The following is a 19,176-nucleotide window of genomic DNA, read 5'->3' as shown; positions in this document are numbered from 1 at the left end:
GCGCGCCGGGCCGCCGGCCCGGTATCGCGTTCATCGGCAGCCGATGCTTACTTGTTCGGCTGCGGCGTGAGACGCAGATACGGACGCACCGCGTTGAAGCCCTTCGGGAAGCGCTTCTTCAGTTCTTCCGGATCCTGCAGCGACGGGACGATCACGACGTCGTCGCCATCCTTCCAGTTGCCGGGCGTCGCGACCTTGTAGTTGTCGGTCAGCTGCAGCGAGTCGATCACGCGCAGCACTTCGTCGAAGTTGCGCCCCGTGCTGGCCGGGTACGTGATGGTGAGCCGCACCTTCTTGTTCGGGTCGATCACGAACAGCGAACGCACCGTCAGCGTTTCGTTCGCGTTCGGGTGGATCATGTCGTACAACTGCGAAACCTTGCGGTCCGCATCGGCGATGATCGGGAAACCGACGACCGTCGACTGCGTTTCGTTGATGTCGTTGATCCAGCCCTTGTGCGACTCGACACCGTCGACCGACAGCGCGATCACTTTGACGTTGCGCTTCTCGAATTCGCCCTTCAGCTTCGAGGTCAGCCCGAGTTCGGTCGTGCACACCGGCGTGTAGTCGGCCGGATGGGAGAACAGGACACCCCAGCTGTCGCCCAGCCACTCGTGAAACTTGATCGGGCCCAGGCTCGATTCCTGCTCGAAATCCGGTGCGATGTCGCCAAGACGCAGACTCATGATGTTCCCTCCTCGAACGATGCTGGTTGAAACCGCGCCCGGGTCGGCGCGGGAAAGTGTGTCAGCTTACGGGAAGCAATGGGGCAAGCGAACGATTATTCCGTTTGATATTCATACTTTTTTGTCATTTTTGCCCGGTGCCGGTGCCGGACGGACGGCCACGCGGGAAACTTTTCACCCCGTTTGCCGCTCTGTTGATGATTACAAGTCGTTTACCATGCGGTCTTGCACTGCCGTCGTGTGTCTTCCCGGCTCGCCAGCAGGCAGGCGTTTCGTTACGATGTGAACCTGCAGCATGACAGCACGAAGGGAGTTGCAATGTCGGAAATCAACAAGGAGAAACTGATGTCGGATATCAAAACCGTTCTCTCGGACGCTGAAGACCTGCTCAAGCAAGCTGCGAGCAGCACGGGCGACCGTGCGGCCGAGCTGCGCGAGAAAGCCATGTCGCGCCTGAAGCAGGCCAAGGAAAAGGCGGCCGACGTCCAGGTCGTGGTGGTCGAGAAAGGCAAGAAGGCCGCACGCGCGACCGACGATTACGTGCACGAGCATCCGTGGACGTCGATCGGCGTCGCCGCCGGCGTCGGCGTGCTGATCGGCCTGCTGATCAACCGCAAGTAACGCGCTCTGCGCCGTTTCGTCCCGTTGGCCGCGTCGCGCGGCCTGCGGGCGTCGAAGCCAGCCGGCGGTTTCCGCCGGCCGGCTTTGTCCTAGCTGCACACTGCACGCGTACGCACCTCACCCATGACGACAGACACCACCTCGCAGCCGTCCGCCCAAGGACCGCTGCGCCGCCTCGTCGGCTCCGCGATCGGACTTCTGCAAACGCGCCTCGAACTGGTGGGCATCGAGCTTGCCGAGGAAAAGGAGCGCCTGATGGGCGTGCTGTTCCTCGGGCTCATCGCGATGATGCTTGCGACGATGGCACTCATCAGCCTGACCGTACTCGTCGCGATCGCGTTCTGGGATACCTATCGCTGGCAGTCGCTCGCGGCGATCACCGCGCTTTATGCAGCAGGCGGGATCGTGTGCGCACTGAAGGCCCGCGCCGGCCTGCGCGACGCCCCGACCGTATTCGAGGCGACGCTCGCCGAACTCGAGAAAGACCGCGAACTGTTCCGCGGCAAGCCGTGAACGCAGTCGCGCTCACCCTTCCCACCTACTTCGCCGACGCGCCATGAGCCAGAACATCACGGGCAATTCACCCCGCTCCCATTCGTCGCGATCGAACTGGAGCGCGTCGCAGCATCGCGCGCTCCGCAAGGAACTGCTGATCCTGCGATCCGAAGTCGAGCGGCTCGAACTCGTGGAAGCCGCCGGCGAAATGCGCCAGGCCGTCACGCGCTTCAGTTGGCTCAAGGTGTTCATCCCCGGCCTGTCCAGCAACAAGTTCAGCCAGTCTGCCAAGAACCTGAACGCGAGCCTCGGCCAGCTCGTCAACCAGTATCCGATGCTGAGCTCGCTCGCATCGCTCGTGCTCGCAAAACCCGTTCGCTCGCTGCTGCGCGCGAGCGCGGGGCCCGCGCTGAAGTGGGGCACCCTCGGTTTCGCGGCATGGGAGGTCTACCGGATCTGGAAGCAGTCGCGCGACGAGCGCGGGCTCGACACGCACGACGACTGACCGTCGGCGTCCCGCGCGCACACGGCCAAGCGCCGTGTGCGCACCTTCCCTCCGAACTCAACGCGCACCCCAGCACGCCGCGACCTGTCCGTCGGCGCCATCGCTCCGTACGTTGCCTTTCGTCCCGTCCGAGCGCAGCGTGAATGCACCGCACGCATCGTCGTGCATCGGGCCCGTGTCGACCGGGATTGCCTCCAGTTCGTAACTCACCGGCGAATCACCGCCGTCCGGCCGCCTGAGCGCCAATCGATAGATCGCGCGCCCGTTCGGCGGCGCTTGCGTGAGCGCCATCGGCAATGCCGAAGGCGGCACACCGTCCAGTGTTTCGAGATATTGGGCCGCCCGGTACAACGCGCTGACCGCCGACGCGCGATGTACGCGCACGACATGCTCGCGATACGACGGGATGCCCCACGCGGCCAGCACTGCGACGATCGCGAGCACGATCATCAGCTCGATCAACGTGAATCCCGCCGAGCGGTACACGGACGTGCGACCGCTCATCGAAGCGCCGTCGCGACACGACGCCAGTGCAACGCGACGATGTGTCCGTCGCGGATCGCGACCTGATGCTGCAGCCAGACGGCGCTCGATGCATGCGCACCCACGCCACGCGCGGTGACGACGTAAGCGCGGCCGCCGGCCGGCCCTGCTCCGCGCCACGCTTCGATCAGGCATTTAGGCGGTTGCGCAGCCATCGGCCATCCGGCGAACGGTGCGAACGCTTCGGCGGCCGCCAGCGCCGGCATACGCCGCCACGCGTCGGGCTCCGCGTGCGACTCGCCTTCGCTTACGTACGCCGCCGAGCCCCGGCGCAATCGCGCAGTACACGCCGCAAGCGCGGCATCGGCCGCGTGGAATGCGACCAGCCGGTCGGACAACGCGCGCGTGCGGCGCGATTCCGTCAGTGCGGCTTCGAACCATGTGCCTGTCAATGCCGCTATCGCCGCGCCAACCGCGATCACCGCGGGCAATGCAAGGCCCGCTGCGCGACGCCGAGCGCGGACGGCTGACCGCGATCGTATGTGCGGCGCTTGCCGGCTCGCCATCAGGACTTTCGCACCTGCAGCCTGCCGAAGAACGTCACCGCTTGTTTCGCTTCGCTCATGCCTGTTGCGTGTCGCGATGCATCGCGACCCCTCCCGCGCATACTGCCCCGCTCCGCTCATCGCAGCCCCTCGCGTTCATCGATCGCATCGCGCGATGTACCGTCGAATGCGCGCACGGCATTCCTCAGCGCGACGATGCGATCGAGCGTCAGACGCGCACGGCCGTCTTGCGCAACGACAGTGCGGCCGTCGCAATCGACATGCCGCACCGGCTCGCCCGCCAGTTCCCCGCGCGCCCGCACGCAGACATGCACGGCCACGACATCGCGCCAGTCGTCACCGCGCAGTGCATCGGCATCGACAAACTGCGTGCCGCCGTGGCGAAGATAGCGCAACCGCAACTGATCGATTCCCGACACGGCCGGCTGCGGCGTACCCGGACGGCCGTTTCCTTCGCAATACAGCTCAGGCTCGCCGGTCGACGGGCTGGTGTGCACATCGAAGCGGTTCTCCACCGGCGCACGTTCGCCGGGCACGCCGACACCCTGCCCGAGGCAATCCGACACCTGGCCGCTGACGGTGGGCCACGTCGACACGGCATCGCCGACGTAGCGGATCAGCAATGCGTCCGACGCAGCGCGCACGGGCTCGCACCGGACCTGTGCGCCATCGCCCCTCACGCGCGCCATCGAACAGCCGAACACCGGCGGCAACGACGACATCGCTTCAGCATCGAGCGGCCGGAATCCTGCCATCTGGATCTCCTGGCCAATCAGCAACAGTGCGGTGCCGGCCGCATCGCGCATCCGGAACCCGTCGTCCGCGCGCCGCTGTGCGACGCGCTGCGCGTGGTACAGCGCACCGGCCGCCGCAAGCACGAGCAGACCAACGGTCATCGCAATCAACACTTCAAGCAGCGTATGCGCACGCATGCGGCGATCAGCATGCATCGGCATCAGCCTCCCGATACGGAATCCGGACGCACGATGGCGGTTGCACCGACCTGCCCGCCGCGTCGCATCGCGGCCCGCTAGTCGCATGGCCGTCGCGCCAGCCGACAACCGCGTAGCGGACGCCACCGGGCCCGTCACCGCGCAACATCGCGCCGCCGGGCAGCGTCGCCGCGGCCCGCGCCGCGAGGCCATCGTCGGCCTGCGCGGCCACGCGCAAGCGCTCGATACGCGCATCGGCCATCCACAGCGCGCGTTCGCGCCAGATCGTCGCGCGCTGCGCTCGCGCCATCGCAAGCTGGCTGCCCGCCACGGCCAGCATCACGGTCGCGAGCAGCGAAATGGCCAGCATCGCTTCGATCAGCGACGTGCCGCGCATGGCGTTGCGCATGGCGCTCACGCCGCGTCGCAGCGGCCGGCGACAACCCGTGCCCGACCGCCGGCCGCAATCCGCACGCAACGCGATACATGCGCGTCGTCACCGCCCGGCACGTCGCGTCGCGGACGCAATTCGAAGCGCCGGATGCCACCGATTGCCTGACCGGCCGGCGGCGCGAACGCGAGATCGTGCGCGGCACCCGCGACGGCCACTTCGGCATCGCGCGGATAGCGCCTCAGCACGCGCAACTGCCCGTCGACCTGCCCGCTGACGATCCAGTCGCACGACCATTCGGCCGAATCGCACCGCTCGCCGGCGCGCAGACAGGTGCTGCCGCTCCCGGCCCGGCACAGCGTAACGCGCACGCCAAGACGCGTCGCCTCGGTACGTGCAAACGACAGCGCACCGAGCAACGCACGCGAGCGTGCGTCCACACGCTCACGCATGCGCCACTGGTCGAATGCGGGCGCCGCATGGAGCACCAGCCCGGCCGCCAGCGAGATGGCGACCATCAGCTCGGCGAGCGTGAACCCGCTCGAGCGTCGCAACAGGTTTTTCAGGGGGGGAGCGTGCAGTCCCATCGCAGTCGTCCTTCGCCAGGGTGATGCGACGACTGTAGCGGCACGTGCGGACGCGCACCATTTGCCGAATGGCCGACTGGCGGCATGCGATCGCGACCGACACAATCGGCGCGAACTGACCCAACGGAGAAGACGATGAACGGACGCAGCGCGTCAGCGCTTACGCGGAGTCTTGGCGGGAGAGGCGCGACGGAACTCTTCGATCACGTCGGCAAATTCGGAAACGTCCTCGAACCGGCGATACACCGATGCGAAACGGACATAAGCGATCGTATCGAGGCCGCGCAACTCGTTCATCACGAGTTCGCCGAGCTTCTCGCTACGCACTTCGCGCTCGCCTGTCGCGAGCAGTTGATATTCGATGCGGGCGACCGCCGCGTCGATCGCGTCGGCAGCAACGGGCCGCTTGCGCAGCGCGAGTTGCATGCTGGCGACGATCTTGCGGCGGTCGAATTCCGTGCGGCTGCCGTCCTTCTTCACGACGAACGGCAGGGACAACTCGACCCGCTCGTACGTCGTGAAGCGCTTGTCGCAAGCCGAGCAGCGACGGCGCCGCCGGATCGCGGCGCCATCTTCGGACACGCGGGAATCCACGACCTGCGTGTCGTCATGCCGGCAGAACGGGCAGCGCATCGTCGATCAGCGATAGACCGGGAAACGCTTGGTCAGCTCGGCAACCTGCGCACGCACGCGCTCGATCGTCGCTGCGTCTTCCGGGTTGTCCAGCACGTCCGCGATCAGGTTGCCCACCTGTTCCGCTTCCGCCGGACCGAAGCCGCGCGTCGTCATCGCGGGCGAGCCCAGACGAATACCGCTCGTCACGAACGGCTTTTCCGGATCGTTCGGGATCGCGTTCTTGTTCACCGTGATGTGCGCCGCGCCCAGTGCCGCTTCCGCTGCCTTGCCCGTGATGTGCTTCGCGCGCAGGTCCACCAGCATCACGTGGCTTTCCGTACGGCCCGACACGATCCGCAGCCCCCGCTTCACCAGCGTTTCCGCCAGCACCCGTGCGTTCTCGACCACCTTCTCCTGGTACGCCTTGAACTCCGGCGACAGCGCTTCCTTGAACGCCACCGCCTTCCCCGCGATCACGTGCATCAGCGGGCCGCCCTGGATCCCCGGGAAGATCGCCGAATTGATCGGTTTCTCGTACTCCGCCTTCATCAGGATCACGCCGCCGCGCGGGCCGCGCAGGCTCTTGTGCGTGGTCGTCGTCACGAAGTCGGCGTGCGGCACCGGGTTCGGATACACGCCTGCCGCGATCAGGCCGGCGTAGTGCGCCATGTCGACCATCAGGTACGCGCCGACCGACTTCGCGATCTTCGCCAGGCGTTCGAAATCGATCTTCAGCGAGAACGCCGACGCGCCCGCGACGATCAGCTTCGGCTTGTGTTCCTGCGCCAGCTTCTCGGCTGCTTCGTAGTCGATGTCTTCGTTTTCGTTCAGGCCGTAGCTCACCACGTTGAACCACTTGCCCGACATGTTCACCGGCGAGCCGTGCGTCAGGTGGCCGCCGTGCGCGAGGCTCATGCCCATGATCGTGTCGCCCGGCTTGAGCATCGCGAAGAACACGCCCTGGTTCGCCTGCGAACCCGAGTTCGGCTGCACGTTCGCGGCTTCCGCGCCGAACAGCTGCTTCACGCGATCGATCGCCAGTTGCTCGACCACATCGACGTATTCGCAGCCGCCGTAGTAGCGCTTGCCCGGATACCCTTCCGCGTACTTGTTCGTGAGTTGCGAACCCTGCGCGGCCATCACCGCCGGGCTCGTGTAGTTTTCCGACGCGATCAGCTCGATGTGATCTTCCTGGCGGCGGTTTTCCTGCTCGATCGCGGCAAAGATTTCGGGATCGACGTTCGCAATGGTGCTTTGGGCTCTGTCAAACATACGGTTTCCGTTAAGTGTGTACAGGTTGACCGGAGCGGCCGAGTACGGTGCGCTGCTGGCGGGACCAGCTCGACGTGGCGGAGGAATCCGTATGACGCGAGGCAGGACAGCCACCGGCAATGCACGCGACGGCGCACAACGGCTGCCCAGGCGAACGGCAAGAACGGCGCCCCGCGCTTCACGGTGGGATGCTCCACCTTGAACCCGAAGGGTTCTATCGCCAGTCACGCAGGGGTGATGAGCGCGTTAGTGTATTGGATGCGTCATGAATAGGCAACCGCCCGGCGGTGCGCCGGAAACCATTGGGGCCAGACTCTGCGCGCCCGTGCGGGAACGCTTTGCCGCCTTGCCGCGGTGCGGCAATCTCAGTAGGCTTGCGGGATACTTACCCGCTATTTTGTCATCGACCAGGAGCAGCAATGATCGTGTTCGTCACAGGCGCGTCCGCCGGCTTCGGCGCCGCCATCGCCCGTGCCTTCGTCAAGGGAGGCCACCGCGTCGTCGCGACCGCGCGCCGCAAGGATCGTCTCGATGCGCTCGCCGCCGAACTCGGCGATGCCCTTCTGCCGCTCGAGCTCGACGTCCGCGACCGCGCGGCCGTCGAGGCCGTGCCGGCCGCCCTTCCCGCCGAATTCGCAGCACTCGACGTGCTTGTCAACAACGCCGGCCTCGCGCTCGGTGTCGAGCCGGCCCAAAAGGCCAGCCTCGACGAATGGCACACGATGATCGACACGAACTGCACGGGCCTCGTCACGGTCACGCACGCGCTGCTGCCCGGCATGATCGCGCGGGGCCGCGGCCATATCTTCAATCTCGGCTCGGTCGCCGGCACCTATCCGTATCCGGGCGGAAACGTATACGGCGCGACCAAGGCTTTTGTCCGACAATTCAGCCTGAACCTGCGCGCCGACCTGATCGGTACGCCGTTGCGCGTGACCGACATCGAGCCGGGCCTGTGCGGCGGCACAGAATTCTCGAACGTCCGCTTCCGCGGCGACGACGCGAAGGCGGCGAACGTCTACCAGAACGTCCAGCCGCTCACGGCCGAGGACATCGCCGACACGATCTACTGGATCGCGACGCGCCCGGCGCACGTGAATATCAACACGATCGAGATGATGCCGGTCGCCCAGGCACCGGCCGGCCTCGCGATTCATCGTGGCTGAGCCGTCGCATGCAGCCGCGGGCCCGCCTCCGGCCGGCCCGCGGCATGCTACGCCGTACTACATTCCGTTACGAAACCGTTACGAATCCGGCTTCCGCCTTCCGGTAGAATGCGCGCCATGACCCAGCCTACCCGCTCGCCGGAAGCGCCCTCCGGCTTCATCTGGCCGGTGCGCGTGTACTACGAGGATACCGACGCAGGCGGCATCGTCTTCTATGCCAACTACCTGAAGTTCTTCGAACGCGCCCGCACCGAGTGGCTGCGCGCCTGCGGCATCGACCAGCGTCAGCTCGCCGACGATTCCGACGCGATCTTCGTCGTCCGCAGCACGTCGCTCGACTACCGCGCACCGGCGCGACTCGACGACACACTGGCGATCACGAGCCAGCCCGGACGCATCGGCCGCGCATCGGTGGAATTCACACAGGAAGCCTGGTGCGGGAACACGCTGCTCGTGGCCGGACACATCCGTCTCGGCTGCGTCGACCGTACCGGCATCCGGCCCGCGGCCATCCCGCCGGTCGTGCTCGACGCGCTGCAGCGCGGGCCCGTCATCGAAACCGGGCAGACTGTATTGTCAACGAAGCTCGCCTGAGCCCCGTTTAGACAAAGCCCATGAACTTGCCTTTCTGATTCGATACTAAGCAAGGTTCGGCGTCAGGCATGGCCGGCGCGCCGCGCCGCACGCATACCGGACGCCCCGAAGGGACGTTACTCAAACCTCTATGAACACTTCTCAAGACCTGTCGATCATTTCCCTCGTCCTCAACGCGAGCGTGCTGGCCCAGGCCGTGATGGGGCTGCTGCTGCTGCTGTCGCTGATGTCGTGGACCTTCATCTTCCGCAAGTGGTTCGCGATCCGCCGCGCACGCGCGCAGACCGAACGCTTCGAGAAGGATTTCTGGTCGGGCGGCGACCTGCAGGCGCTGTACCAGAGCGCCGCCAACAACCGCCACACGATCGGCGCGCTCGAGCGGATCTTCGAATCGGGGATGCGCGAGTTCCTGAAGGCGAAGGAAAAACGCATCAGCGATCCGGGCCTCGTGCTCGACGGCGCACGCCGTGCGATGCGCGCGTCGTTCCAGCGTGAAATGGACGTGCTCGAGGCGAACCTCGCGTTCCTCGCATCGGTCGGCTCGGTCAGCCCGTACATCGGTCTGTTCGGCACGGTCTGGGGGATCATGAACTCGTTCCGCGGCCTCGCGAACGTGCAGCAGGCCACGCTCGCGAACGTCGCACCGGGCATCGCCGAGGCGCTCGTCGCCACCGCGATCGGCCTGTTCGCCGCGATTCCGGCGGTGGTCGCGTACAACCGCTACGCGCACGACATCGACCGCCTCGCGATCCGTTTCGAGACCTTCATCGAAGAATTCTCGAACATCCTGCAGCGTCAAGCCCAGTAAGGAGCGCGCCATGGCAGGAAGTCCCATCCGATCCAGCATGCGCGGCGGCCGCTCGCGCCGCGCAATGGCCGACATCAACGTCGTGCCGTACATCGACGTGATGCTGGTGCTGCTCGTGATCTTCATGGTCACCGCACCGCTCGTCGCCCCGTCGATCATCAATCTGCCGACCGTCGGCAACGCCGCGCCGCAGGAGCAGACGCCGCCCGTCGTCGTCAACATCAAGGCCGATCGCACGATGAGCGTCAAATACAAGGGCGACTCGGGCGCAACCCAGGAAGACACGATGACGAAGGCCGAGCTCGACAGCTTCATTTCGGCCCGGCAGGCCGACCATCCCGACCAGCCGGTCGTGATCGCGGCCGACAAGACCGTGCAGTACGATGCAGTCATGACCGTGATGTCCGATCTGAAGGCGCGCGGCGTCAAGCGCGTCGGCCTCCTCGTCAAATCGCAATGAACCGGCAGCAATCCACGCGCAGCTCCGCCTACCCGCCTCGGCCTCCCCGCGAGCGGGGCACCTGGCGCGCATTCGCGCTCGCCGCGCTGATGCACGTGCTGCTCGCGCTGTTCCTCTATCACGGCGTGCAATGGCAGAACAGCACGCCGGCCGGCGCCGAAGCCGAGCTGTGGACCGAGGTGCCCGATGTCCCCGCGCCGCGGCCCGTTGTCACACCCGCACCGCCCGTGAAGGTCGCGCCGCCCGCTCCCCCGGTGCGCGACGAGCAGGCCGACATCGCGCTGCAGCAGAAGAAGCGGCAGCAGGAAGCCGCCGCACGTGAAGCGCTGCTCGAACAGCAGCGCCGCGCGCAGCAACTGAAGGCCCAGCAGGAAGAGGAAGCCCGACGCGCGCAGCTCGCAGCGCAGGCAGCCGCGCTCGCCGCGCAGAAGGCCGCGGAACGCGACAGGCAGAAGCAGGCCGACAAGCTCAAGCAACAGCAGCTCGCCGAGCAGCAAAAGCTCGAACAGCAGAAACTCCAGCAGCAGAAGCAGGCGCAGCTCGAAGCGCAGCAGGCGGCGAAGGCGAAGGCCGACGCGGCCGCGAAGGCAAAGGCGGAAGCCCAGGCCAAGGCGAAGGCCGAAGCCGCGGCGCGCGCGAAGGCCAATGCGGCGGCGAACGCGAAGCTCGACCGCGAGCGCAGCGCCCGCCTGGCACAGATGCAGGGCCTGTCCGGCGCCGGTGAAGGCGGCGGCGAAGGCCTCGCGAAAAGCGGCACGGGCACGGGCTCAGGCGGCAATGCCGCAACGCCCGGCTATGCCGACAAGGTGCGCCGCCGCGTCAAACCGAACATCGTTTGGGGCGGCGAGCGAGCAGGCCTGACCACCGTCGTCAAGATTCGGTGCACGCCGTCCGGTGACGTATTGAGCGCATCGGTTTCCCGCTCCAGCGGGAATTCGGGGTGGGATCAAGCCGTGGTCAATGCGATCCACGCATCGATCCCGTTGCCGCCCGATTCTAACGGTCGTACCCCGTCGGACATTACGATTACCTTCAAGGCGGCGGAGTGAAAGGAAATGCGCTTACACTCCGGGCGTCGCTGTCGGACGGGAACGAATCGGGTATTTTTACTGTCTCTGCCGTTGCGCAGCGATCCAAGCCATACGGGAAGCAAGAAGCATGAGTTTGATGACAAAGCTAGGTTTCAGGGCACTCGTGGCCTCGTGTCTGATTACGGCGGGCAGCACCGCTAACGCCCAGGTCAACGTGCTGATCACCGGGGTCGGGTCGACCCAGTTCCCCATCGCCACCGCGAATTTCGCGAACGAGGCGAACCTGCCGCAGCAGGTCACGTCGATCGTCCGTGCCGACCTCGCCCGCAGCGGCAAATTCACCAACATCGACGCGGGCAGCACGCCGGTGCCGGAGACCGCCTCGGTTGATCTCGGCGCATGGAAGGCCAAGGGCGCCAATGCGTTCGTCGCCGGCAGCGTGAACCGCGAGGCGAACGGCCAGTACAAGGTCAACTTCATCCTGTACGACACCGTGAAGCAGCAAAGCCTCGGCGGCCTGTCGTTGACGGCCACCGACACCACGCTGCGCACGGCCGGCCACAAGATCGCCGACTACATCTACCAGAAGCTGCTCGGCGTGCGCGGCGTGTTCGCCACGCGCCTGTCGTACGTGATCAAGACCGGTAACCGCTACCAGCTGCAGATCTCGGATTCGGACGGCCAGAACCCGCGCATCGCGCTGTCGAGCACCGAGCCGATCATCTCGCCGTCGTGGTCGCCGAGCGGCACGAAGGTCGCGTACGTGTCGTTCGAGCGCAAGAAGCCGATCGTCTACATCCACGACCTGCCGACCGGCCGCCGCTACATCGTCTCCGACCAGAAGGGCAACAACAGCGCACCGGCCTGGTCGCCGGACGGCAACACGCTGGCCGTCGCGCTGTCGCTGACGGGCAATACGCAAATCTATACGGTCAACTCGACGGGCGGCGGCCTGCGCCGCCTCACGCAGAGCAGTTCGATCGACACCGAGCCGTTCTACTCGCCGGATGGCCGCTGGATCTACTTCACGAGCGATCGCGGCGGCGCGCCGCAGATCTACCGGATGCCCGCACAGGGCGAAAGCGCCGGTGCCGCGCAGCGCGTGACCTTCACGGGCAGCTACAACACGAGTCCGCGCATCAGCCCGGACGGCAAGCTGCTCGCTTACATCTCCCGCACGGGCGGGGGCTTCAAGCTGTACGTTCAGGATCTGCAGACCGGCGCGGCGAACGCCATCACGAATACGAATCGCGACGAATCGCCGAGCTTCGCGGCAAACGGCCAGTACCTTCTGTACGCTACCCAGTCGGGTGGTCGCAATGTTCTGGCAGCAGTGCCCTCCGACGGCAGCGCGCCGCCGCAAATCCTGTCCGTCCAGGGCGGCTCCGTTCGTGAGCCGTCGTGGGGGCCCTTCATGCAATGACCACAAGGAGAGTAAACATGATGTCGAATAAAGCTCGTCTGGCCCTGGCCGTGATGATGATCAGCGCGCTCGCAGCGTGCAAGTCGGGCGTGAAGCTCGACGACAAGGCAAACAACGCGGGTGCAGTCAGCACGCAACCGAGCGCCGACAACGTCGCGCAAGTGAACGTCGATCCGCTGAACGACCCGAACAGCCCGCTCGCGAAGCGCAGCATCTACTTCGACTTCGACAGCTATTCGGTGAAGGACGAGTACCAGCCGCTGATGCAGCAGCACGCTCAGTACCTGAAGAGCCACCCGCAACGCCACGTGCTGATCCAGGGCAACACCGACGAACGCGGCACGAGCGAGTACAACCTCGCGCTGGGCCAGAAGCGTGCGGAAGCCGTCCGTCGTGCGATGGCACTGCTCGGCGTGAACGATTCGCAAATGGAAGCCGTGAGCCTCGGCAAGGAAAAGCCGCAGGCAACGGGTCACGACGAAGCATCGTGGGCGCAGAACCGTCGCGCCGACCTCGTCTACCAACAGTAAGTAACGGAAGAATCGCCGTATGACGCACCGTGTATCCCTGCTGCGCGTTGCCGCAGCATTCTGCGTCGCCGGCGCGGCGTGGTCGGCCGCGCCGGCGCACGCCGGCGTGTTCGACGACAACGAAGCGCGCCGCGCCGTGCTCGATCTGCGCAGCAAAACCGACAACCTGGCGAGCCAGTTGTCGGCCGCCCAGCGTACGATCCTCGATCAATCCGGCCGTCTCGACCAGCTGAACCAGCAGGTCGCGACGCTGCGCGGCGAGAACGAGGATCTGACGAACCGGCTGACGACGCTCGAGCGGCAGCAGAAGGAGTACTACCAGGATCTCGACACGCGGCTCAAGAAGTTCGAGCCGCAGCAGGCGACGATCGATGGTGTCGAAGGCACCGTGCAGCCGGGTGAAACGGATGCGCTCAATGCGGCGCAGCAGCAGTTCCGCAACGGCAACTTCAAGGCGGCGGCCGCGTCGTTCCGCGCGTTCATCGCGAAGTATCCGCAGAGCCCCTACCAGCCGACCGCGCAGTACTGGTACGGCAATGCGCAATACGCGCTGCGCGACTACCGCGGCTCGACCGCTACGTGGCAAGGGATCGTCAGCAAGTTCCCGCAGCACCCGCGCGCGGCCGATGCCCTCGTGGCGATCGGCACGAACCAGCTCGAGCAAGGCCAGAAGGCGGCCGCGAAGAAGACGTTCGAGCAGGTCGTTTCGCAGTATGCCGGGTCGAACGCTGCGCAGACCGCGCAGGGCAAGCTCGAGACGATCAAATAATTATCGCGGCGGGTTGTTGACAGCCTGACAACCCGTCGCTATAATCTTTTGCTCTTTGGGTCGCTTGCAAAGTTGTTGAAGCAACGAACCAACCGGTTTCAAGGACGTGGGGTGGTAACTCAGTTGGTTAGAGTATCTGACTTTTAATCAGAGAGTCGAGGGTTCGAGTCCCTCCCACCCTACCAACTATCTTTGATAGTGCAAATTAAAGCCTCCCAAGTGGAGGCTTTTTTGCGTCTGGCGAATCCGTATCGAGACCGGCATCCCGACGATGCCGGTCCCATACTCATCCACGCCCGCTCCCCGACCTCGACAGAAGCGTCTCTCCCTTCAAGCCGGCGTAAAGAAACGCGATCGTGAAAACGATCGAGATGATCGACTCGAGCCACAGGTTCGTGAACGTGTCGACTCTTGCGCTGGCCAGCGGCCTGGCCGGATCATAGCGAACCGGCATCGTGTCGCCGACCTCCACCGTCACGAAGCTCCCCGGAAACGATACGCGCTCGCCAGCTTTCGTCACGAACTCGATCAGTGGGTGATGCTCGCCGTGAGTCAACCGGACGACCGTTCCCTGCACGGCAACGGACGCCTCGATGAAAGCGAACCGTTCGTCGATCGATGCCGCGCTCCACACCGCCAGGATCACGCCGATGGCCAGCGCCACGTAATTGCACCTCCCGGTCTCGTCGGCCATCCTGTTTCCCGATATCGATCCGCTCATGGCGCCCACACCGGACGGGGCCGGCAATGCACCGCCCGTGCGTCAGCGCACACTGACGTCGCGCAGCACGCCACCATATCCCGCGTACAGATTGCCGACCGGCAGCAACTGTTGTTCGGCGAGCTGCCGATGCACGACCCGCAGGTTATGGAACGGCATCCGCGTGAACAGGTGATGTTCGATATGAAAATGAATCGCGTGCGGGCCGAACAGGAACGTCTGCCATGAACGCCGGGCGATGGTGCGCGCGTTGCGGCTCTGGTCGGCACCGGCCGGCAGCCCCGCATGCTCGAAGATCGCGCGCACCTGCCCGGCGAGCGGCAACAGCGTGACGGACGGCAGGATCCACAGCGTCACGTACAGCAACGGATGTCCGGCCCATGCGAGCGCGCCGAACAGCACACCGTTGCCGGCCAGCATCGATGCGATTTCCCACGCGGCATACGCGCGCGATTTCCCGACCTTCGGCAACGCATGAGCAAATGCGCCGCGGGCGAGCTTCACGACACTCGTCACGTAGCCGATCCCGCACGCGTATGCGAGCAGGCGGCCGATCAGTCGCCCGCGCGTTACCGGATAGTCGTGCACGCCGAACAGCAGCGCGACGGGATCGTCCTGCTCCATCGGTGCGCGGTGGTGCTTCAGATGGCCTGCACGATACGTACGCAGCGACAGCCACAACGGGCCGGCCGCGAACAGTTGGCCCAGCACGTCATTGACGTGCCGGTTCGGCGCCAGCAACCCGTGCGCGCCTTCGTGCATCATGACCGCGAGCGCAAGCTGGCTGCGGGCGATCACGATCGCGGCCAACGCGTACGCGAGCGGATGCGCAAACGCGATCGCAACCACGAACGCAGCGGCAATCATCAGCCAGTCGCCCGCCAGCGCCGCGCCGACTCGCAACGCGCTCACGCGAAACAGCGCGGGATCGGGCACGAACCGCGCAAGCTCGACATTCGGCCCGGCGTGGTGAACATGGGCATCCGTCATGCGAACCTCCTGCGCAGCGCACGCCGCTCGACCCACAGCGCACTGACCATCGCGAGCGCCACGCCGCCCAGCACATCGGCCACCGTATGCTGCTTGAGCGTCAGCGTCGACGCGCAGATCAGCAGGCCGACCGCCACTGTCACGAGCCGCCGGCGGTCCGCCAGCATCCGGCAGGCAAGGCACGTCACCGCGACATGCAGGCTCGGAAAACCGTTGGCCGCGAGATCGAGCTGCCACATGCGCGCGAGACGGTGGCGCACGAACGCGTTGCCGATCTCCGCGACGTCGGGCCGCGGCACGGCCTCCGGAAACAGCAGGAAGCACACGACACCGAGCACGAACGCGATCAGCACGGCCTCCTTGAACGCGGCGAACGCGGGCGGCCGCGCATACGCGGCAAGCGCAATCACGAACGGAAAGAAGCCGACATAGACGAACCACGACCACGCGATGAACGGAATCCGCGCATCGATCGCCGTGGCGAACACATAGCGCGGCATGACGCTGCGCTCCAGCAAAAAGAAGATCGCGAGGCCGGCTGCCATGCCGAACGTCGCGGCCAGCATCTGCCGGATATCGGGCCGGCGATCGTCACGAAACGACAGCGATTTCATCGTGGCGCCGGCGCCTCGCATCGAGTCTGCGCATCGGTCACCTGTGCACGCGGATGCAGCGCCAGGAGGCGCGACGTCCATGCGTCCACGCGAGCACGCGCATGCTCGCGGCCGGCGATCGTCCCCGCCTGCGTGCCGGGATTGCGCATCAGTTCGGCTGCAGCCTGCCCGACTTCCCGCCGAAACGCGGCTGCGTCCCCGCGCCACGTGACGACCCGATGCACGAGTTGCAACCGTGCGGCGCGCTCGGCGTTGCTCGCCTGCTCGGGCTGATCGGACTGCACGAGCAGGATCGGGCGGCGATACACGCGTGCGATCGACAGCGCAGCCATGCCGGGCGCCGACACGATCAGCGGTGCATGAGCGGCGTGCGTCACCCAATCGGCGTCGACACCGGTCCAGCCGTCGTGCTCGGCATAGCCTTCGCCCACACGGTGGGTGGCGATTCCTGCGTCGCGCATGCCGGCCGACAACGCATCGGCAAGCGCGACATCGCGAAAGTGCGGGTTCAGATAGATCGCCGCTGCAGCCGGTTCCGACGCCGGCCGCCCGGCGACGATCGGCACCGGCGTCGGCAGCCGGTAATGCGTGCACGATCGCCGGACTTCATCGGCGGCATCGTATGCGAAATCGTGCTCGATGCAGCACCGCGCCGAATCGATCTGCCAGTCGACGATCCGTGCAAAGGCACGCGCCAGTGCGCGCGGCAGCCGCGCATCGAAATTCGCGGTCAACGCACAGCGTAGGCTTCCGCCATAGACATGGACGATGCGGCGCCGCCAGCCCGGCATCGCGCCCATGAACAGCAGCGCCGGATGAAACGAGTCGTTGATCACGAGATCGGCATCGCGGACGATCGCTCGCAGCCGCACGATGTCGCGCAGCATGCGCGTCGGCCTGAACACGTAGTGCGCGACATTGCGATCGGTCGCATCGCGCAGCATGTTCTGCCGTTCGTCGAACTGCACCGCGTAGTGACGGGACAGCACGGCCGCGTCGATGTCGAACGCAGCCAGGAACGCCTGCCCCGCATCGGACGTCGTCAGCACGTCGACCCGCGCGCCGGCCGCACGCAACGCATGCACGAGCAGTTGCGCGCGCATCAGGTGGCCGCGTGCGTCGGCCGTCGCGAGATAGACGATCCGCGGCATCATGCGCGCGGACGAAGCGACTGGAGCCAGCCGGCCGCAAACATCGCCAGCGCACCCGTCACGCCGAAACCGGCTTCGATCGCGCGGATCTCATCCAGCAACGCGGCGAGATGCGAGGCCTCGGACGGCGCAACGAGACGGCGCAGCGTATCCGAGCAAAGCCGGACATGCCGCGTCTCGTCGGCAAGCACGCGCGAGAGCAATGGGTACAGCGGATGCGCGGCGCCGATCGTCTCGCAATGGCGGGCGAGCACGCGCATTGCCATCTGTTCCGCGCACAGACCCGTCGCATAAGCCGGCACGAGCACGCTTTGCGAGAAACGCGACGCGTGGCGCTGCGCGAGCCGGCGCCATCGCATGATCTTGCGCCGGCTCAGCCAGTCGGGCTCATGCGGTGCAGCCGACGGCGCACCGCCACGCTCGCGCAGCGCATCGGCGAACGCGGCCGCGTGGCGACGCTCGTCCGCGAGATGCTGCTCGATCCGCGGCGCAAGCCAGTCCGGCGGCTGTCCGGTCCAGTCCTCGTGCAACGCGCACTCGGTCGCTTCCTCGCCGATCAGGTACATGCGCAGCACCCAGCGTTCGCCATGTGTGCTGCGATGCAACTGCCGGATCGCCGCCCGCTTGATGCGATCGACGAGGTACGCGCGCACCCGCGCCGCACCGCGCGGCACGGGCGCATCGAGACAGTCGAAGCGCGCATCGTGCGCCGCCGGCAGTTCGCCAGCCTCAGTCATGCCGGCACGCCCCGAACGGACGCGGATTTCGCCACGGGCGCCGCAGCGGCGGCCGGATCGCGACGCCATCCGAGGATCAGGCCGATGAAGCTTTCCTGCATGAACGCGTGCGCGGATGCGGTCGCACCCGCAAACGCTTCCTCGCGGCCGTTGACGCGCAGATAGCCGTTGCCGTCACGCGCGCCGAATTCGATCCGGTCGTTTTTCCTGAAACCGCGTGCACGCATGTCCTTCACGAGCGCGCTGCCGTCGAGGCCGAACAGGAACAACTCACGCTGTGCGACCCACACCGGAATGTGATTGCTCAGCGCATCGAAACGAATCGTCCACGTGCCGGATGCGAGTGCGCGATCGACGTCGGCATCGTGCGGCGCGTTCGACGTAAAGCTCGCACGCGCGACCGACTTCGTCAGGCCGCCCACGCCAAGCGCGATCGTGATGTCGTCCGCGGACGGCTGCTTCGGATCGGTCGCACTCACCTTCACGAGATGCCGCGCGAGCCGCGATGCAAGCGAAGGATGCGCGAACAGCGCCAGCGTTTCGTCCGGCGTGAGCACGTCGCGCTCGCCATCGCCCTCCTTCACGCGCACGCGATACGGATCGATCCGGACATCGGTGAACGTGCCGTGCACGGGCGCATGGACGTACACGTCGCGGTCCCATTTCGCGCCGTCGCGACGCAACAGCACGTGCACGCTCAACGGCACGCGCCGGCCGTCGCCGTCGACGCCCGTACCCTGCAGCAGCACGTCGCCGAGCACGTCCTTCGTGCGGCGCGTCGCATCGCTCGAGAAGACGATCGCGTGCGTGTCGGTATCGATGCTCGCGTGAACGTCCGGTGCATCGAGCGCGACGCGATTGCAGTCCGTCGCGGCTGCGTTCGCGAACGGGCAGCCGCTTTGCGACGCAAAGTGGTAGATTCCGCGCCCCGCATGATCGACCGGCGCGGCATGGGCACCGGCGCTGGCGGCAAACAGGGCGAGGCAGGCAACACGGGCGGCGAGAGAAAACATGGTCGTTGTCGGGATG

The 19,176-nt window shown here is 66.1% G+C and carries 25 protein-coding genes, 1 tRNA gene and 1 riboswitch; of the genes, 12 read left to right on the top strand and 14 right to left on the bottom strand.

All coding sequences use genetic code 11. The annotated features are described in order from the left end of the window. Positions 1-47 precede the first annotated feature (47 nt). Entirely contained in the window at positions 48-686 is a 639-nt protein-coding gene (locus tag LGN17_RS05530) for a peroxiredoxin (protein WP_034182833.1), read from the bottom strand. A gap of 318 nt (positions 687-1,004) precedes the next feature. On the opposite strand from LGN17_RS05530, the gene LGN17_RS05525 reads away from it, so the two are divergent. From LGN17_RS05525 to LGN17_RS05515, 3 genes are all read left to right on the top strand, one after another. Further along, positions 1,005-1,307 (top strand): DUF883 family protein, encoded by a 303-nt coding sequence (locus LGN17_RS05525; protein ID WP_006494044.1) that lies wholly within the window; start codon positions 1,005-1,007, stop codon positions 1,305-1,307. 123 nt (positions 1,308-1,430) lie between these two features. Next, a complete protein-coding gene (locus LGN17_RS05520) occupies positions 1,431-1,820 on the top strand; it encodes a phage holin family protein (protein ID WP_226195464.1) in 390 nt (129 codons plus the stop codon). A 43-nt stretch (positions 1,821-1,863) separates the two neighbouring features. Then, positions 1,864-2,307, top strand: a complete 444-nt coding sequence (locus LGN17_RS05515; protein WP_226195463.1) for a DUF3318 domain-containing protein — start codon at positions 1,864-1,866, stop codon at positions 2,305-2,307. A gap of 57 nt (positions 2,308-2,364) precedes the next feature. On the opposite strand, the gene LGN17_RS05510 is transcribed toward LGN17_RS05515, so the two are convergent. From LGN17_RS05510 to glyA, 7 genes are all read right to left on the bottom strand, one after another. Continuing rightward, positions 2,365-2,811, bottom strand: coding sequence for a type IV pilin protein (locus tag LGN17_RS05510; protein WP_175957949.1), 447 nt, complete (start codon positions 2,809-2,811; stop codon positions 2,365-2,367). Next, complete coding sequence (locus LGN17_RS05505; protein WP_226195718.1) at positions 2,808-3,269, bottom strand: pilus assembly protein; 462 nt, start codon at positions 3,267-3,269, stop codon at positions 2,808-2,810. Before LGN17_RS05505 ends, LGN17_RS05510 begins: the two co-directional genes overlap by 4 nt. 203 nt (positions 3,270-3,472) lie before the next feature. Next, positions 3,473-4,312: a PilW family protein gene (locus tag LGN17_RS05500; protein WP_319000807.1), complete on the bottom strand. Its 840-nt coding sequence runs from the start codon at positions 4,310-4,312 to the stop codon at positions 3,473-3,475. Continuing rightward, complete coding sequence (locus LGN17_RS05495; protein WP_226195461.1) at positions 4,296-4,697, bottom strand: hypothetical protein; 402 nt, start codon at positions 4,695-4,697, stop codon at positions 4,296-4,298. The genes LGN17_RS05500 and LGN17_RS05495 overlap by 17 nt, the downstream gene beginning before the upstream one ends. Before the next feature lie 5 nt (positions 4,698-4,702). Continuing rightward, complete coding sequence (locus tag LGN17_RS05490; protein WP_226195460.1) at positions 4,703-5,266, bottom strand: GspH/FimT family pseudopilin; 564 nt, start codon at positions 5,264-5,266, stop codon at positions 4,703-4,705. A 153-nt stretch (positions 5,267-5,419) separates the two neighbouring features. After that, positions 5,420-5,899, bottom strand: a complete 480-nt coding sequence (nrdR, locus tag LGN17_RS05485; protein WP_006476792.1) for a transcriptional regulator NrdR — start codon at positions 5,897-5,899, stop codon at positions 5,420-5,422. A gap of 6 nt (positions 5,900-5,905) precedes the next feature. After that, complete coding sequence (glyA, locus tag LGN17_RS05480; protein WP_069255884.1) at positions 5,906-7,153, bottom strand: serine hydroxymethyltransferase; 1,248 nt, start codon at positions 7,151-7,153, stop codon at positions 5,906-5,908. Positions 7,154-7,290: 137 nt separating this feature from the next. Further along, a riboswitch (ZMP/ZTP riboswitch) is annotated at positions 7,291-7,391 on the bottom strand. Between the two features lie 181 nt (positions 7,392-7,572). Here glyA and LGN17_RS05475 point away from each other — a divergent pair. The 9 genes from LGN17_RS05475 to LGN17_RS05435 all read left to right on the top strand — a co-directional run bounded on the left by LGN17_RS05475 (position 7,573) and on the right by LGN17_RS05435 (position 14,119). Next, positions 7,573-8,319: an SDR family oxidoreductase gene (locus tag LGN17_RS05475; protein WP_226195459.1), complete on the top strand. Its 747-nt coding sequence runs from the start codon at positions 7,573-7,575 to the stop codon at positions 8,317-8,319. A gap of 108 nt (positions 8,320-8,427) precedes the next feature. Next, the gene (ybgC, locus tag LGN17_RS05470) at positions 8,428-8,913 is read left to right on the top strand and encodes a tol-pal system-associated acyl-CoA thioesterase (protein ID WP_226195458.1); all 486 of its coding nucleotides are present in this window, start codon (positions 8,428-8,430) and stop codon (positions 8,911-8,913) included. A 130-nt stretch (positions 8,914-9,043) separates the two neighbouring features. Then, positions 9,044-9,721: a protein TolQ gene (tolQ, locus tag LGN17_RS05465; protein WP_021157170.1), complete on the top strand. Its 678-nt coding sequence runs from the start codon at positions 9,044-9,046 to the stop codon at positions 9,719-9,721. Between the two features lie 10 nt (positions 9,722-9,731). Further along, the gene (gene tolR / locus LGN17_RS05460) at positions 9,732-10,181 is read left to right on the top strand and encodes a protein TolR (RefSeq protein ID WP_006484943.1); all 450 of its coding nucleotides are present in this window, start codon (positions 9,732-9,734) and stop codon (positions 10,179-10,181) included. Continuing rightward, a complete protein-coding gene (gene tolA, locus LGN17_RS05455) occupies positions 10,178-11,230 on the top strand; it encodes a cell envelope integrity protein TolA (RefSeq protein WP_226195457.1) in 1,053 nt (350 codons plus the stop codon). Before tolR ends, tolA begins: the two co-directional genes overlap by 4 nt. Before the next feature lie 109 nt (positions 11,231-11,339). After that, positions 11,340-12,635 carry a Tol-Pal system beta propeller repeat protein TolB gene (gene tolB, locus LGN17_RS05450; RefSeq protein ID WP_226195456.1) on the top strand — a complete coding sequence of 432 codons (1,296 nt, stop codon included), beginning with the start codon at positions 11,340-11,342 and terminating at the stop codon, positions 12,633-12,635. 17 nt (positions 12,636-12,652) lie between these two features. Next, positions 12,653-13,165, top strand: a complete 513-nt coding sequence (pal, locus tag LGN17_RS05445; RefSeq protein WP_006484980.1) for a peptidoglycan-associated lipoprotein Pal — start codon at positions 12,653-12,655, stop codon at positions 13,163-13,165. A gap of 19 nt (positions 13,166-13,184) precedes the next feature. Beyond that, positions 13,185-13,934, top strand: coding sequence for a tol-pal system protein YbgF (gene ybgF / locus LGN17_RS05440; protein WP_039361280.1), 750 nt, complete (start codon positions 13,185-13,187; stop codon positions 13,932-13,934). A 108-nt stretch (positions 13,935-14,042) separates the two neighbouring features. After that, positions 14,043-14,119 (top strand) — tRNA-Lys (locus LGN17_RS05435). A 101-nt stretch (positions 14,120-14,220) separates the two neighbouring features. Here LGN17_RS05435 and LGN17_RS05430 read toward each other — a convergent pair. From LGN17_RS05430 to LGN17_RS05405, 6 genes are all read right to left on the bottom strand, one after another. Then, on the bottom strand, positions 14,221-14,628 hold the full coding sequence (locus tag LGN17_RS05430; protein ID WP_226195455.1) for a DUF3592 domain-containing protein: 408 nt from the start codon (positions 14,626-14,628) through the stop codon (positions 14,221-14,223). 69 nt (positions 14,629-14,697) lie between these two features. After that, entirely contained in the window at positions 14,698-15,645 is a 948-nt protein-coding gene (locus LGN17_RS05425) for a fatty acid desaturase family protein (RefSeq protein ID WP_226195454.1), read from the bottom strand. Further along, on the bottom strand, positions 15,642-16,259 hold the full coding sequence (locus LGN17_RS05420) for a phosphatase PAP2 family protein (protein WP_226195453.1): 618 nt from the start codon (positions 16,257-16,259) through the stop codon (positions 15,642-15,644). Before LGN17_RS05420 ends, LGN17_RS05425 begins: the two co-directional genes overlap by 4 nt. Further along, the gene (locus LGN17_RS05415) at positions 16,256-17,413 is read right to left on the bottom strand and encodes a hypothetical protein (RefSeq protein WP_226195452.1); all 1,158 of its coding nucleotides are present in this window, start codon (positions 17,411-17,413) and stop codon (positions 16,256-16,258) included. Before LGN17_RS05415 ends, LGN17_RS05420 begins: the two co-directional genes overlap by 4 nt. Continuing rightward, positions 17,410-18,147: a hypothetical protein gene (locus tag LGN17_RS05410; protein WP_226195451.1), complete on the bottom strand. Its 738-nt coding sequence runs from the start codon at positions 18,145-18,147 to the stop codon at positions 17,410-17,412. Before LGN17_RS05410 ends, LGN17_RS05415 begins: the two co-directional genes overlap by 4 nt. After that, on the bottom strand, positions 18,144-19,160 hold the full coding sequence (locus tag LGN17_RS05405) for a hypothetical protein (protein WP_226195450.1): 1,017 nt from the start codon (positions 19,158-19,160) through the stop codon (positions 18,144-18,146). Before LGN17_RS05405 ends, LGN17_RS05410 begins: the two co-directional genes overlap by 4 nt. Between the last annotated feature and the right edge of the window lie 16 nt (positions 19,161-19,176).

Origin of the sequence: Burkholderia sp. AU30280 (assembly GCF_020420125.1) — a bacterium.
In the GTDB taxonomy this organism is placed as follows: Bacteria; Pseudomonadota; Gammaproteobacteria; order Burkholderiales; family Burkholderiaceae; genus Burkholderia.
Note: the sequence above shows the minus strand (reverse complement) of the source record. Positions and strands in the feature narration are given on the sequence as shown.